A 15,935-nucleotide genomic window follows, 5' to 3' on the forward strand; every position below is an offset into this window, starting at 1 on the left:
GTCCGTCATCCTGGATGCCACATGAGCGGACCAGTACGGCTCATCCGTAAAGAATTCCGCTCTTTGTCTCCAACGGCATCATCCGCCGTCGCCAAGCATGCCGGGCACTACGACGCTTCGACAGGGCGAGCCGCCGTTGATTGCGGGCTCATGAGCGAGCAGGAACCTCACCATCTTTTCGCAGCGGGACGAGCCGATACCTGATGGTCTGAGCGATCCTGGACATGCCAGGAGAGCGATCACGGCACCCAGGTCGCGGAAGGAAGCTCCACGTCAAAGGGGCGACAATCAAAATCAGAATGAACGATGAACTGATTTTGCCGGGAAAAGTGCGGAGCTCGGTGGCGTCGATGGGCTAGTAACCGCCAATATCGCCGCGAACTGGGCCAATCCCCTGCGGCTGTGCATAGGTCGTGTTGTCCGATCCACTCGTCGCGCATCCCGAGAGTGTCATGAAGACGATTGCTGCTGCGGCCAAAATATTTTTCAGAGGCACGGCGTTCTCCGATCATGGCAGGCTGCTCAGGCCTCGAGGGCCACGCCGAGGACTCTCCTTTAAATCATCTACAATGGCAAGCGCGCTGGTCAACTGGCGGTAAGTAGCGTCGCTGCCTCTTCAAGCGTCTCCCTGCAAAAGGCTCCAACCCGCGAATGTGCAATTCATGTGATGCTCCATGGCTCTGACCGGCCCCTGAACACCGTTTGCCGCTAAATCCCGGAGCGCGCGGCGGCTATGCCTGTCTTGTTCGAGGACCGCCGGGTACGAATCTTGCGCGCGGTCGTCACCAATGACGGTGGTGCATCGGCGAGTGCCTCGCGGGCAGCCGAGGTCAAGGTTGTGGCAACGAAATCTGCCTCCCCAAGCGCGGGCGGTTGCCTTTCCTTCTGGTTTTCCACCCAAAGGACCGCGCCGACGCGAATGGCTGGGTATATGCGCTTGAACCGACGAACAAGTATGGTGGCGTGCCTTGTCGAGTCCTCATTGAGGAAACAAACTACGATGGCGTTCGATTGTTTCGGAACGAGGCTCATGGCGCGGCGATTAGGGATGTCGGAATGCCTCGCTGCGACCACCTCGGCTCCCTGTACCTGAAGTATCTGGGCAAGCATCGCAGCCGACGCGTCGTCGAGCGGGCCCCTGCCTCCGACGCAAAAGACGGTCTTGCCCCGTCCGTCAGGTAGTTCGCTTTCATCGCCATTCCCTTCCTTGGGGGGGCTGGGTCGACCTGCCGCTTCCTTCTGTTCCTCTTCCTCTTCCTCTTCCTCTTCCTGCTCTTCTTCCTGCGCGATTTCCGCGAGATTCGAGACCAGCGTGATGGCGGTCCCGAACACCTGTTCCATCTGCTCCGCGGTCAAGACGCCTCGACGCCTATCCTTCTCCGCGAGTAGAAGGGCGGGAATGGCAACCTTGCCATAGTAATCCTCCAGATAGTCCTCCTCGAGGAATTCCTCAGCGTAATCGGTCGCCTCATCGGGATCGCCGGCAAGAAGCCGCTGGTATAGCCGCTCCTTGGGATCGAGCACAGGGTCACTACCAAAAACGACCTCAAGGAACTCGAACTGCGGGACATACCGGCCCAACACTGCGAGACACACGGTCAGCGGCGTGGACAGCACAAGACCGACTGGTCCCCACAGCCATGCCCAAAAAATCGCCGCGACGATGATTGCCAGCGGAGAGAGGCCGGTACGAGAACCATAGAGCCAGGGCTCGATGACGTTGTTGCTGGTCAATTCCAGCACAAGGAAGATGGCTCCAACCCAGAGAACAAGGCTCCAGCCAGGGTCAACTGCAAAGGCCAGGAACAGCGGCAGAACCGTCGCGATTACAGGCCCGATATAAGGGACAAATCGAAGGACGATGGCTAGCATCCCCCAGAGCGCTGGATTTGGAATGCCAACCGCCCATAGTCCGAGCGCCAATGGGACACCGTAGGCGCAGTTGACCACCAGCTGCATAAGAAGATACCGCGCGACGCGGCTACCTGCCTCCTGGATGGCTTCTGTTGTGCGATGCAGATCGCCATAGCCAACGAGCCGGATAAAGCGATCGCGAAGCTCTTCCCGCTCTAAAAGCATGAATATTACGACGACGATGATCAAGCCCAATGAAGCGATGGGGCCGAGCAGAGGACCAATCAGGCTAGTAAGCGTTTCAATTGGTCTACTAGGCGCGAATATCTCAACGAGCACGGGCTCCCTTGGTCTTGATCCGGTACCTGGAGCACCTGGGCGCTGCTCAGCGTTGCTGAGCTCACGACCGACGCTCTCAACGACGGATGTCAGGCGCCGCACAATACCGCTATCCGTTCCACTTTCCTGGAGAGACCGAATTTTTGCTATGATGTTGCCTTGGTAGGCAGGAAGGTTCTGGGCGACTTCGGCTACGTGTCCCGCTACGACAAGCCCGAACAGGACGAGAACAAGAAAAGCGATCACGACGGTGACGATTACCGCCGGAATACGCGGCATCCCAAGTTTTCGAAGACGAGAGGAGATGGGAGCCAACGCGAACGTCAACAGGACTGCGATTGCTAGAGGAAGAAGTACTTCCTTGCCGAAATACAGAATGGCAATAACAGCGAGTACACTCGCGAAGGCAGGCATGCGTGAAGGGGCGGATGGCGAGGTCGAATAGACGCGGCGGGGACCGAGGTCATTTTCCAATTCCGCCTCCGTGATCTTGGCGTCGCTCGAAGACATCGATGTGTCGGTCGCTCTCGCCAAGACTTTGGAAATTAGGGCGCAGATCGGCCTCGGCAATGGTGTGACGGACCTCCCTCGACGGGCTTTAGGGCATACGCTCCGAAAAACAGCCCCGCGTCGTTAGGGGTTGCTGATCGCACCTTGCTGCGGGCCAGTTCCTTTCAGCCACTCGTGCTGTTGCGTGCGCTTCTACCGCCGCAGGCAATGGGCACAGCACCGTTCGTGCAATCCCGCTCCGAGCCATTGGGACCTTTTACGGTAGAACACTCGGCATCGCCCGGCTATAAGGTTCAAGCCACGTTGGCCTTTTAGCGGTAACCGATGCCAAATCCTCCCGAATCTTCCGGCGAAAGCCTTGGCAACTCCAGCACGGGTCGCATTCAGCCAGCAGATTCAGCGACGCAAGCGGACGCCTCGGATCCGCCAGGAATCACCCAAGGCGACAACCCGCAATTCCCCCACGGAACCTTCGTGCAAACTCGACGGGCTGCGAGCAATCTATTACGCGCGCTACGTCACGATTTGGCGGCAAGTTCTGCTTTGGCGAAGACCAAGACGATGGCTTCGTTTTTGACAACGAAGCTAAGGCGGTCGATGCGTCTGGAAACCATATCAGCTCCCGCCAAATGGATGACGACTGCTCTGGCCAAAGCCGGACGCGGCATTCGCGATCGGGGTTCCAAGCCGCGCGAAAGTCGCCGACGCCGATGGCTTCCGGCGAACTGGTGGAAATTCGCTATGGCGTCGGCCTTGCTTGTCTGCCTCCTCGTATGCAGCGTGCTGTTGTGGGCCCTCAAGGACGTGCCCTGGAGCGAAATCCGGGATGGAACGTTGAAGCCGATCGTGGTGCTGGAAACCGCCGACGGCGCGCCGTTGGTGAGGCAGGGGCCTTACCAAGGGCCTTATGCCCGATACGACCAGTTTCCGCCCAATCTGATCGATGCGGTCCTTTCCATCGAGGATCGCCGATTCATGGATCATTTTGGCATCGATCCCATGGGCATCGGGAGGGCGCTTCTGCGCAACCTGGAGGCTGGCTCGGTGGTGGAGGGGGGCAGCACGATCACCCAGCAACTCATCAAGCTGCAATACCTCGACAGTGATCGAACAATAAAGCGCAAGGTACAGGAGGTTGTGATCGCGGTCTGGCTGGAGTGGAAGCTCGGCAAGCGGGAAATCCTGACGCGCTATCTCAACAGCGTCTATCTTGGCGCCGGCGCCACCGGAATGCCCGCCGCCGCGCGCATCTATTTCAACAAGGATATTGGGGGCCTCACCCTGTCGGAGTCGGCCATGCTGGCTGGCTTGCTGCGGGCGCCGAGCCAATGGAATCCCATCGACAATTTCGAAGGCGCCCGGCAACGCAGCATGGTCGTTCTCCACGCGATGGCGGCCAATGGCAAGATCACCACGCCACAATTGGAGGAGGCCAAGACGAGCTTCGCCAGGCTGCAACCCACGACGCCCACGCCACGCTCCGGAAGCTGGTTTGCCGATTGGATCTCACCCCAAGCAAGCGAAATCGCCGGCTCCTCGCCCGGTTCGACTGCGGTGCGCACAACGCTGGTGCCCCGGTTGCAGCAAATCGCCGAAAAGGTCGTGAAACGAGCCCTCGACAGTGAAGGAAAGACGGTCGGAGCATCGCAGGCCGCTTTGGTCGCGATGACGCCCGACGGCGCGGTCGTCGCGATGGTTGGCGGCCACGACTACAAGGCGAGTCAGTTCAACCGCGCCGTCACCGCGATGCGCCAGCCGGGTTCCACCTTCAAGCTATTCGTCTATTACGCGGCATTGAAGGCCGGGCTCACCTTGTCCGACCGGGTTCTTGACGCGCCAATCGACATCGACGGCTGGGCACCGGAAAATTCCGGTGGCAACTATCGCGGCTGGGTAACGCTTGCCGAGGCGTTCGCGCGATCGCTCAATGCCGCGTCGGTGGCGCTTGCCGAAGAGGTCGGTCTGGACAATGTGATTGCCGCGGCGCGCGAACTCGGCATCGATGCGCCGCTGCCCAACACACCGTCTCTGGCGCTTGGCACGTCCGAGGTCAATCTGCTCAACCTCACCAGCGCCTATGCGTCCGTCCAACTCGGCAGGGCACCTGTCAGGCCCTGGGGCATCATCGACTTTCAAGCGGCAGGGCAGCCCAAGGCGTTTCGAGTTGGCTCACAAGCAAAGCCGAATGTCGATCTTTCGCCCTACCAGTCGGATCTCATCGGCCTCCTGCAGTTGGTGGTCGAGCGCGGTACTGGACGTGGAGCGGATCCTGGCACGTTCGCGGCCGGCAAGACCGGCACGAGCCAGAACAACCGTGATGCCTGGTTCGTCGGCTTCACGCAAGCGCTGGTCGTTGGGGTCTGGGTTGGCAATGATGATGACACGCCGATGAAGGGCGTGACGGGCGGCACCCTGCCAGCGCATGTTTGGCGGGACTTCATGCGCGAGGCGACGGCCGAATCCGCGCTGAGTGGAGTGCAATCGACGGAAGACGCAAACAATGGTCAAGGTGCGCCGCCGTCCTGCAACATCACCGCCTGCTCGCGCGCCTACCGCTCCTTTCGGCCGTCCGATTGTACCTACCAGCCATATTCCGGAGGCCGACGGCTTTGCGAAAAGTGATGCATAGCGAAGCGCTTCCTCGAAAGATTCCTGGACGCCGAGGTCGTTGGCCGATTCCACGAATATCACCCTGTCGGCGGTACACTCGGCCGCTTGCGGTTGAAAGCTGTCCCGCCCCAACATGGGATGGATCTGGGGAATGACGATGACCGAGCATGAGATTGACCGATATCACCCGAGCGGCGTCGACCGACGCCACGTCGCCCTTCGGCTGGAGCAGCTTCTGTGTGAGAAGCTTAGAGGAACCACGATGGAGAGGTCCGAGCCACCGCATTTCCGCGCTGCCGCTGCGGATATTCTCCAGTTCGGCGAAAAACGTCACGGTGGATCGGGGGAGGAAGGGGACGTCAACGACGCTTCGCGAACACCGTGTTGACGTGCTCCGACAAGCTTTTGAACCGATGGTTCACACTTGTAAACTCGTCACAGCAGTAGCGGAACCGCCGGACCGGTGGCTTCGAACTGAATACGGCATCGAGCAATGCACGTGCTAGCCCGCGGCATTGGATATCCTTTTCCTGCGGGGCGAGGGCGCTGTTTGACGAAGGTCGCTGGCATTTTCTTTCGGAGAAGACCGAAAACCTGGTCGCTCATTAGTGTCTTCAATGGACTGACGACGATGGTCATGCCCCGGAGCAGAAGTGCAGGAAGCTGAAACATAATGACTTTCCAGAACACACCGGCGGATATTTTCCGCACGGCGCCCGATGATTGGGCGCCGCAGATTAAGATGGCGCGAGGTGTGGGTTCGACTATTTGACCGCTCGACCTAGATTTGGTCGCGCAAAGGCTTGAAAGCTGCCCGCAGCTCCGAGGTAAACAGCTCCGGCTGTTCCCAGGCTGCGAAGTGCCCACCCTTAGGCAGTCGATTGTAGTGGATCAGCTTTGGATATGCTTTTTCGGCCCAGCTTTGCGGCGCCTGGTAGATCTCGTCCGGAAAAGCACTCACGGCGACCGGAATTTTGATGCCACGCGGATCAAAGAAACCGCCAGACGGGAAATGCGCGTTGGCCCAATAGAGGCGCGCTGACGAAATCGCAGTGTTGGTAAGCCAATAAAGGGTGATATTGTCGAGGACGTCGTCCGGCGTAAGGCCTTCATGTTCGCCATCGAAAGACCTTGCGATCATTCGGTAGCTCCGGATATCATGATCCAGCATCCAAGCCGCGAGCCCAATCGGCGAGTCTACGATTCCGTAGAGGGTCTGTGGGCGGTTGTTCATCTCAATCGCGTAGCCAAGCCCATTCTTGTTGAAATCGTCGAGCTGGTCGTAGGCCCGCTTCTCGTCTGCTGTGAGAGTGGAAGGTGGAGTGCCGGCGGCAAGCGCCTTGGTTATTTCGGCAGGGACGGTAGCCGCCATGTTGGTATGGATACCGAGGAGCCCCGCGGGCTCCTGCACCGCCATCAGTTCTGTGACGGCATTCCCCCAATCGCCACCTTGGGCCACATACTTGGCATAACCGAGGCGCTGCATCAGTACAGCCCATGCTTTGGCAATTCGGGGCGGCGTCCACTTGGCATCCCTAGGTTTGGCGGAGAATCCATAGCCCGGCAGGGAAGGAATGACCACATGAAAGGCGTCAGCTTCGGTGCCACCGAAGGCGGTCGGATCGGTGAGGGGTTTTATGATTTTCATCTGTTCGATAACTGATCCGGGCCAGCCATGGGTGATGATGATCGGCAGCGCATTGTCGTGCTTCGATCTGACATGGATGAAGTGGATGTCGAGGCCGTCGATCTCCGTGAGGAACTGCGGGAGGGAATTGATCCGATCCTCGACCTTTCGCCAGTCGTGGGTCTTCCAATGGTTGGCGAGCTTCTTAATCGTGTCGAGCCTGACGCCCTGGCCGTCGTCTGTGACGTTTTCCTCGTCCGGCCAGCGGGTGGCGGCAACGCGTCGATTGAGATCGGCGAGCTGATCCTTGGACGCGGTGAACTTGAAGGGTCGCAGCCCGGATTCGGTACCGGTCGCTGCGAACGCTTTGGGAAAGACTCCGATGGCGCTGGCGGACGCGGCGATCGTAAGCAGTGTTCGACGGGTGACTTTTGGCTCTACTCGGGACATGGCGTCCTCCTTGCTCGTGAGCTGTTATTTGACGAGGAGGAAATTCGCAGTGAAGGAGTTCTGCAACAATTGGACCAAGGTATGGCCGACACCTTGGTATCGGGTGGTTCCTCCGACCGCTCGACTGCCGTGCGGCGATGGACAGGATCACAGCTAGTGCCTGAGCTGAGCAACGGGCCAGGTTTTCAGTGCGAGGCTGCCGTGATGCTTGCCTCTTCGGCCGACGGTACGGAGAAGTGCATGGTGACGCCCGGCCCCTGGTTAGGCTCAGCCCAAAGGCGACCACCATGACTCTCGATGATGGAACGACAGACTGAAAGACCGATCCCCATCCCATTGTTCTTCGTCGTGTAGAAGGCTTCGAAGATCCGCGTCCCTCCGTCTGGGTCGAGACCAATTCCATTGTCGCTAACCGCGACGCTTATCTGCCCATCACCGCCGAGCTGGGTTCGGATCTCGACTAATCTCAGCCGATCCTTCACGCCAGATACCGCGTCAATGGCGTTGCGAAGCAAGTTGTTGATCACTTGTTGAAGTTGGACTCGGTCGCCGTTGACGGGGGGAAGGGAGGTGGCGAAGTGCGTTCGAATAGCGACGCCGTTGCGTCTCTGATCACCTGCAGACAAGGCGACTACCTCACTCACCGCCTCGTTTATATCGACGTCTTCGAATTCGATGTTGCGCTTACTGAATAACGCCCGCAGTCTGGCGATTACCTCGGTGGCACGATTGCCGTCCCTGATCGTGCGCCGCGCCGTCTGAAGGGCCGTTTCTATGTCGGGCGGTGTGGCTGCAAGCATCCGCAGACAGGTGTTCGCGTTCGTGATGATGCCTGACAGTGGCTGGTTCACCTCGTGCGCGATCGCCGCCGACATCTGGCCGAGGCTGAGGATGCTGGTCACTCGCGCAAGCTCTGTGCGCAACCGATCGCGCGCTTCCTCCGTCAAGCGCCTTTGTGTCACGTCCTGGATCGCTCCAAGGCATTCCCGATTTCCATTCCGGTGAATTATAACCTCGCCGATGACGCGAACGTACTTTATGTCGCCGTTGCGGGCGAGAACGCGGACCTCGTATTCCGAGTCCTCGTCGCCTTCGCGTACGGCGCCGATCTTCCCGGCAAAGAGCGCAACGTCGTCCGGGTGTATCCGCTCCGTTATCCGGTCAAACGTCACGACTTCGTCTTTTTCGAATTCGAGGATTCGAAGCCATTCGTCGGACAAGATCAGCTCGTCGGTTTCGACATGCCAGGAGAACGTACCCGTCCTGATCAAGCGCTGGCCTGCAACGAGAAGGGCCTGACTTCTACGCAGTTCATCCTCGGCCTGCTTGCGATCGTCGATGTCAGTCAGTAGTCCATACCATCGGACGATCTTGCCCTCTGCGTCACGAAGTGGCTGTCCTCGCACCTGGAACCATCGGAACACGCCGTCGTGTCTTCGATAACGGCTTTGGTAGTCGTAAGGATTGCCGCTCTTGAGTGCGCCCAGGAAGGTATCGATATTGACTTGCACGTCATCGGGGTGAGTTATGCCGTTCGTTGACCAGTCTTGCACCTCGTCGAGAGAGATTCCGAAGTAGTCCAGTAGCTGTTGGTTGCTCCCGTCGAGCGTTCCATCAGGCTGCGAAAGTATGATCATGCCCGGAACCATGTTGACGATATGGCGGAATTCCCTCTCGCTGTTAGCAAGCGCCACTTCGGCGTGCTTCCGGTCGTCGATATCATTCAGCAGGAAGTACCATCGCACAACGAGGCCCTCGTAGTCGCGCACGGGAGTTCCCCGCACCTGGAACCAACGATAGACGCCGTCGTGCCGACGGAGCCTTTCCACTACCTCGTACGATTGACCAGCGGCGACTGCCTCGGCGAATCTAGCCACGCCCCGGTCACGATCGTCAGGATGAATGATATCGTTGGTCTTCCACTTTTGATGCTCGTTGAAATCATAGCCGAAATATCGCAAGGACTGATCGTTTACGCTCTCCACAGCCCCGTCGGGCCGGAGCACAATGATGAGGCCTGGGATCGAGTTTACGATCAATTGCAGCTCGATCTCGCGCTCGCGCAACGCCTCCACCGCCCTGCGCCCATCATCGATATCAGTCAGCAGACCATACCAGCGGACGATCCCGCCATTATCGTCTTTGACCGGGTGGCCGCGGACCTGGAACCAGCGAAATTCGCCATCATGGCGACGGAAGCGCGTCTCGAAGTCATACGGCTCTCCCGTTTTGAGCGACGCCGTAAATGTCTCGACACAGTGCTGCAGGTCGTCGGGGTGCGTAATACCGTTGGTCGCCCAGTTCACAACCTCCTCCAGGGGCAGTTGGAAGTAGTCGAGAAGCTGTTGATTTGCGCCGTTCAACTGACCTTCGGGCGTAAAGAGCGCGACCATTCCTGCGATAGTGCCGACAATCAAGCGAGACTCTCGTTCACTGTTTGCAAGAGCTACCTCGGCACGTTTTCGGTCATCGATGTCTATCAAAAGATGCAGCCACCGCTGAATCGCACCCGACTGGTCCCGCAGCGGTAGACCAAGTACATTGTGCCACCGATAAATTCCGTCGGCGCGAAGATGGCGGCTCTCAACGTTATAAGACGTGCCCGCCATGTGAGCGGCGATCTGGGCTTCGATGGTTTCCTTCAGGTCATCCGGGTGCACGACCTCCGAAGCCTTCCAGTCCTTTAGATCCGAGAGGCTTAGCCCAAAATAGGAGAGGGTCAGTTGGTTGAGGCCTTCGACTTCCCCAGTCGGTGTTGTCACGGCCACGGGTATCGGGATGCTATCGACGACGAGCTGGAAATCGAGTGCGGCCTGTGACCTTTCCCGTTTTTGAACGACGGGTTCAATATCGGTCGCGACCCCGCACCACTTCACGACGCCGCCAGGAGCGTCTTCCAAAGGTGCCCACTGGATAAGGAAATGGTGAAATTCGCCTGCAGCGTTCCGAAGCCGCGCTTCGATCGTTCCCTGTGTCTCTGCGTGCCTAACGCTCTGCAGATGGGCGGTGACCGCGCCAACGTCGGCCGGGTGCACCGCATCCTCCCAGCGCCAAGACTCTCCGGACGCCGGTCGCAGCCCCGTGAACTCTACCCAGCTTCGGTTGACGAAATCGACTTGGCCATCCTCCAGCATGGTCCATGCCATGCCGGGCAGCGCATCGAAGAATTGAAAGACGTTTATCCCCATCGCCCACTCAAAGCCCACTTTCCGGGCGAGAGCCTACAATATCGATCCTTTGACGGCTACTGCGCGGCACTAGACACTTTAGTACCTACGCGTATGCCGGATTGCGGGGCATCCTACGTCCGCGCCAGCCCCTCTATATCAGTCTATCAATGATGCGAGCCGCAACGCATCCTGAAGGTCGTCGGCGCTGAAGGGCTTGAACAGACAGTCGCAAGCCCCCTCACGTATCAACCTCGACCGCACGTCCTCATCCTTGATCGCCGTTATGAAAATGATTGAAATCCGTCGGCCTCTCCGGTCGAGTTCCTGCTGAAGCTCCGGCCCGGTCATGCCAGGCATTGCCACGTCAAGAATCATGCCGTCGCTGGTTTGTAACGACTTAGAATTCAAAAACGCCTCAGCGGACGAAAAAGCTTCCACGGACAAACCGAACGAGCGGAGAAGATCTGGGAGGGCTTCTCGGACGGATTCGTCGTCGTCGACGACCGAGACATGTCTTTTGCGGCTAGTCATAAATTCCTCTGCATGTCACTTGCCGTCTGGACCGCTGACGGACCGATACTTTCCCCATCGCCGCTCGCAGACGTCGGGACCGAAAATCCTACGGTAGCACCATGGTCAGCGTTTGGTTCGGCCCACAGCCGGCCATGATGATTCTCAATAATCGAACGACTGACAGAGAGGCCGATTCCCATGCCGTCTGGCTTCGTCGTGTAAAAAGCGTCGTAAATTCGGTCCACCCCCTGGGGGTCAAAGCCTACGCCGGTATCCTCGATGTAGAGCCGGATTTCTCGAAGGCCTCCCTCTGTCTTCAAACGAATTCGTCGCGGCCGATCTCCCGCGGCCGGCATCGCCTCGATCGAATTTCGAAGGAGGTTCATGATAACTTGCTGAAGCTGCACCCGAGCGCCGGTCACGCGCGGCAAATCGTTTGCGAAGTCGGCCGTCAATGACGTTTTCGCATGCTGCAGATCGCTCGATATCAGTGCGATGACTTCCTCGGCAATCTCATTAACGTCGACTGCCTCGAGGTTCGGCGGTTTGCGGCTAAACAATTCCCAAAGACGGGCGATCACGTCGGCAGCGCGGTTGGCGTCGCGGATCGTTCGCCGTGCCGTGTCCTTCGCGATATCGAGATTTGGAGGATTCGAAGCCAGAACTCGCAGACAAGTCTCCGCATTGGTCACCAGGCCAGCTAGCGGTTGATTCACCTCGTGAGCAATTGACGCGGTCAACACGCCGAGGCTCGTAACGCGAGTTACGTAGGACAGTTCTGATCGCGCCCGATTGAGCGCATCTTCCGCCTTCCGGCTCTCGGTAACGTCCTGCACGGCGCCGATCAATTCCTGATCCCCATCCCTGTTCCGCTCACTATGCGCAAGCACCCGTACGTATTTTGGCGAGTGGCTCGGCGTTATCAGGGTTATGTCGTAGTCGAAGTCGCCGGCCCCTCTGTTGGCTTGATCGATAACCTGCTCCACGGTAGCTAGACTATCGGGATCCAGACGGGACAGGACGATGTCGAGCGTCACCGGCGTCGTCGGATCGACTTCGAAGATACGATAGGTTTCCGCTGACCAGGTGACTTCGCTTGTGCCAAGATTAAGCAAGAAGCTCCCTGTCTTGCTGAGGCGTTGGGCGTCCGCTAGAAACGCCTCGCTTCTGCGCAGCTTCTCCTCGGCTCGCTTTCGGTCGTCAATATCCGTCAATAGTCCATACCACCGGACGATCTCGCCTTCGGCGTCGCGAAGGGGGAGCCCCCGAAGCTGGAACCATCTCCACGTGCCGTCGTGCCGGAGAAAGCGGGTTTCGTAATCGTATGGTTCTCCCGTGGCGATGGAGCCCATGAAGCTATCGATGCAGGTCTGCAGATCGTCGGGGTGCGTGATACCGTTGCTCGACCAGTCATTCAATTCCGACAGCGGACGCTCGAAATAGTCGAGGATCTGCTGATTGCCGTCGATCAACTGGGCGTCTGGCGAGAAGATTGCTATCATTCCTGCGATGCCGTCGACGATCAAACGAGACTCACGCTCTCGTTCGGCCAGCGCTCGTTCCGCGCGCTTCCGGTCTTCGATGTCGATGTGGGTGCCGTACCACTTGATGATCTTGCCGTCTTCACCCAGGAGCGGCGTCGCGCGAAAGAGAAACCACCTGTATCCGCCATCGGCTCCACGCATTCTTGCTTCGAAATCAGCAGGACGACCCGAAGCAAGAGAAGCGTTCCAGGACTTTGCGAGATGGCTCGCATCCTCCGGGTGAACGACGGATTCCCAACCGGAACCTTCTGCTTGTTCGGCATTCAATCCTGCATACTCCAGCCATCTATCGTTGACGAAGTCGCAGTAGCCATCGGGGCGGCTCGTCCACACGGTGAGTGGCATCGCGTTGACGATGTTCCGAAGCTCCAGTTCGTTGGATCGTAGCGCGTCCTCGGCCTTCCGCCGATCATCGACATCTATATGGAGCGCGTACCAGCGGGCGATGCCGCCGTTTTCATCCGCGAGGGGATAACCGACGATTTGGAACCATCGATATTCGCCGTCGGCGCGCCGGAGCCGTACCTCGGCCTCGTAGGCCGTGCCTTTGTCGACCGCCTGTTGAATGGCTTTGGTTAACCCCTGCATGTCATCGGGATGGACGACATCACTTCGACCCCAGGAGCGTAGTTCATCAAGCGACCGACCATAGTATTGCAGGAGGTGGCCGTTGATCGCCTCGACGTTTCCGTTCGAATCGAGAACTCCTATGCCGGCCGGAATACTTTCCAAGATAGTCTGATTATCCAATGCCTTCGCGGCGGCGCCCTCTCGTATCTCTGGTCGCGATGCAATGTGCGCCCCCTCGGTCGCCAAGCCGTACCACCTCTCCACCCGGTCGTTTTCGATCAATGGCTTGCAGCGAACATGCAATTCCTGCAACGCGGCGGTGGGGTGACCTATAGGCAATGTGATTTCGAAAGGCTCGCGTCCGGACAGCAGCGCGTCCCACTGCTGTCTCGTGTTCCGCAGGTCTGCGGGAGAGCCGGCTAATGGCCAAACCGTCACCGCTTCGCCAAGCCCGAGGAAATCAACCAAATTGGCGTTCATGAAATCGATGCTGCCGTCCGGTAGGGCGGTAAAAGCCATTCCTGGCAACGCTTCCAGAACCCGAACGAGTTCCACGCTCATATCTATCCTTTTCGCGGGATTGCACCCTCAGGATATCGTGCGTTTTAATCAACCTGCCGTATATTATCCTATGGTATCGGTTGTGCCGTTGTCGCCGGGTTCTAGCAAGTTGTGCCGCGCGCCGATCGAGGCTTTACGCTTCAGTGAATTTCGGGTGGCTCCTCCAGCCGAAGGCGCGCGGCCATGTTCACGAGGTCGGGAAGAGTTCGGGCGCACATCTTCCGCATGACTTGGCCGCGATGCGCCTTGACGGTGATCTCGCTGATATCCAACTCGTATGCCACTTGCTTGTTGAGAAGTCCTTTGACCACGCGCACCATGACCTCTCGTTCGCGCTTGGTAAGCGCCTCGTAACACCCTTGCAGCGCAAGCAGGTTGCTCTCGTCACGCAACATGGCCGCGCTCTGTTCCAACGCCGAGCTCACGGCCTCCAGGAACGCAACCGTCTCGATCGGTTTGGTAAGGAAATCCAACGCGCCTCCTTTGAGAGCTTTCACGGTCGTCGGGACGTCGCCGAAACCGGACACGAATATGATCGGCATCCTGCTCCGGCTTATCGTAATCATGCTCTGGAGATCGAGGCCGTTCAGTCCTGGCATATTCACGTCAAGAACCAGGCAGCAGGGAGAGGCCAGAACCGGTGCTTCGAGAAAACTATGCGCGGAGTCAAAAAGCAGGGGTCGCCACCCGGCGGAGCCAATCAGCAGCTCCAGCGATTCTCGCACTGAGATGTCGTCATCAACGACGAAGACTGTCGGTCGATCCTGATCGCCTAGGTTCGAAGTCGTCACCGTGGAGGTCATCCGGTACATGTGCTCTCCCAAAGAGCTGTCCAGGTCGTCGCCAACTTCCCGAAAAATGGTATCACAAAATGTGCGCTTGGCGATAAAATCATCAACTCGCTTAGCAAGCCTGGACAGAATGATCGGTCCAGCGGGGAAGTCCATTGTACGATGGTATCGGGCCTGAAGGGTCGCGCGTCACCTGCTTGTTGGGTAGATGGCCCGTCACCGGCAACTTCGCGCGGCTCGCCGGCGCCTAAAGCGGTCAGGAGCAGATAATGGATCGTATCGATGCAATGAAGGTCTTCGTCACTGCGGTTGAAGAAGGAAGCCTGGCGGGCGCCGCTCGTAGGCTGAAGCGGTCCCCGACTGCGATCAGTCGGGCATTGGGTCTGCTTGAGCAACATGTTGGCGTGGAACTCCTTCACCGAACGACAAGGAGTCTAAAGCTCAGCGAAGCGGGCCAGAGATATGTCGAAGCATGTCGCAGGGTGCTTGTCGATCTCGAGGAGGCGGACATGATCGCCGGCTCAGAGCGATCCTCTCCGCGAGGAACGCTGACAATTTCGGCGCCGCCCATCCTGGGCGAAGAGGTGCTCCGGCCGATCCTCGACAGCTTCCTTCTTGAGAACGCCAACGTCTCCGTTCGGCTTTTGATGCTCGATCGCTTCGTGAACCTGGTCGACGAGGGAGTGGACGTCGCCCTGAGGATCGGAAATCTCGCCAACTCGACCCACATGTCCACGCGCATTGGCGGAGATGTTCGCCGCGTCGTGGTCGCCGCGCCGCAATATCTCGACAGTCGAGCCGCAATCACTGAGCCGTCCGATCTCTCCCGCCACGACTTGATCGCCTTCTCGAACTTCGGCCTCGAATCCTGGAGCTTCGCGCCGGCCAAAGGCACTTCCGTCCCAAGAACCGTTCACTTCACCCCACGCTATCTGGTCAACAGCGTCCGAGCGGCTGCGGCATCGGCCGCCGAAGGAATGGGCGTGACCCGGCTCTATTCGTATCACGTCGCAGAATATGTCCGCGACGGTCGCCTCAGGGTCGTTCTTCATCAGGCGGAGCCACCTGCGCTGCCAGTTCACATCCTGGCCCCTCAAGGACGCGCAGCCGTTCCGAAAGTTCGAACCTTCATCGACTTTGCAGTGCCGCGTCTACGTTCGGAACTTGGACGCATCGCCGCCGAATCCGGAAGCCTCGAATAATTGTGCCGAAACGCGGTTGGCTGTCTGCAGGCAAGCGACGGTTCTCCGCGACGCGCTTCCCAGCTAACCTCCCAGTCACGGTGATGAGCTCGGTACCGGCTCGGTGCTCGTCAACCGAGGCCGACGGACGAGTGTCGCCGGTAGCCAGCGGGAACGCCGGCACGAGAGGACCGGCGTTCTTGCGCAATGGTCGG

General features: G+C 58.8%; 8 protein-coding genes. 2 read left to right on the forward strand and 6 right to left on the reverse strand.

Translation table 11 applies throughout. The features are described from left to right. Nucleotides 1-708 precede the first annotated feature (708 nt). Complete coding sequence (locus AC25BC_RS29095) at nucleotides 709-2,703, reverse strand: AI-2E family transporter (RefSeq protein ID WP_206642368.1); 1,995 nt, start codon at nucleotides 2,701-2,703, stop codon at nucleotides 709-711. Nucleotides 2,704-3,027: 324 nt separating this feature from the next. Between AC25BC_RS29095 and AC25BC_RS29100 the strand changes: the two genes are divergently transcribed. Beyond that, a complete protein-coding gene (locus AC25BC_RS29100) occupies nucleotides 3,028-5,325 on the forward strand; it encodes a PBP1A family penicillin-binding protein (RefSeq protein ID WP_128438596.1) in 2,298 nt (765 codons plus the stop codon). A gap of 769 nt (nucleotides 5,326-6,094) precedes the next feature. Here the strand turns inward: AC25BC_RS29100 and AC25BC_RS29105 are convergent. The 5 genes from AC25BC_RS29105 to AC25BC_RS29125 form a co-directional block, all read right to left on the reverse strand. Next, nucleotides 6,095-7,390 carry an epoxide hydrolase family protein gene (locus AC25BC_RS29105; protein ID WP_017996554.1) on the reverse strand — a complete coding sequence of 432 codons (1,296 nt, stop codon included), beginning with the start codon at nucleotides 7,388-7,390 and terminating at the stop codon, nucleotides 6,095-6,097. Between the two features lie 185 nt (nucleotides 7,391-7,575). Continuing rightward, entirely contained in the window at nucleotides 7,576-10,578 is a 3,003-nt protein-coding gene (locus tag AC25BC_RS29110; protein WP_128438597.1) for a PAS domain-containing protein, read from the reverse strand. 138 nt (nucleotides 10,579-10,716) lie between these two features. Beyond that, the gene (locus AC25BC_RS29115; protein ID WP_012763370.1) at nucleotides 10,717-11,091 is read right to left on the reverse strand and encodes a response regulator; all 375 of its coding nucleotides are present in this window, start codon (nucleotides 11,089-11,091) and stop codon (nucleotides 10,717-10,719) included. Further along, entirely contained in the window at nucleotides 11,088-13,748 is a 2,661-nt protein-coding gene (locus AC25BC_RS29120; RefSeq protein ID WP_128438598.1) for a PAS domain-containing sensor histidine kinase, read from the reverse strand. Before AC25BC_RS29120 ends, AC25BC_RS29115 begins: the two co-directional genes overlap by 4 nt. A gap of 140 nt (nucleotides 13,749-13,888) precedes the next feature. Continuing rightward, nucleotides 13,889-14,560, reverse strand: coding sequence for a response regulator transcription factor (locus tag AC25BC_RS29125; RefSeq protein ID WP_012763368.1), 672 nt, complete (start codon nucleotides 14,558-14,560; stop codon nucleotides 13,889-13,891). A gap of 248 nt (nucleotides 14,561-14,808) precedes the next feature. Here AC25BC_RS29125 and AC25BC_RS29130 point away from each other — a divergent pair, with 248 nt between their 5' ends. After that, nucleotides 14,809-15,741 carry a LysR family transcriptional regulator gene (locus tag AC25BC_RS29130; protein ID WP_487778581.1) on the forward strand — a complete coding sequence of 311 codons (933 nt, stop codon included), beginning with the start codon at nucleotides 14,809-14,811 and terminating at the stop codon, nucleotides 15,739-15,741. Nucleotides 15,742-15,935 lie beyond the last annotated feature (194 nt).

The organism is Rhizobium sp. WSM409 (genome assembly GCF_057653825.1).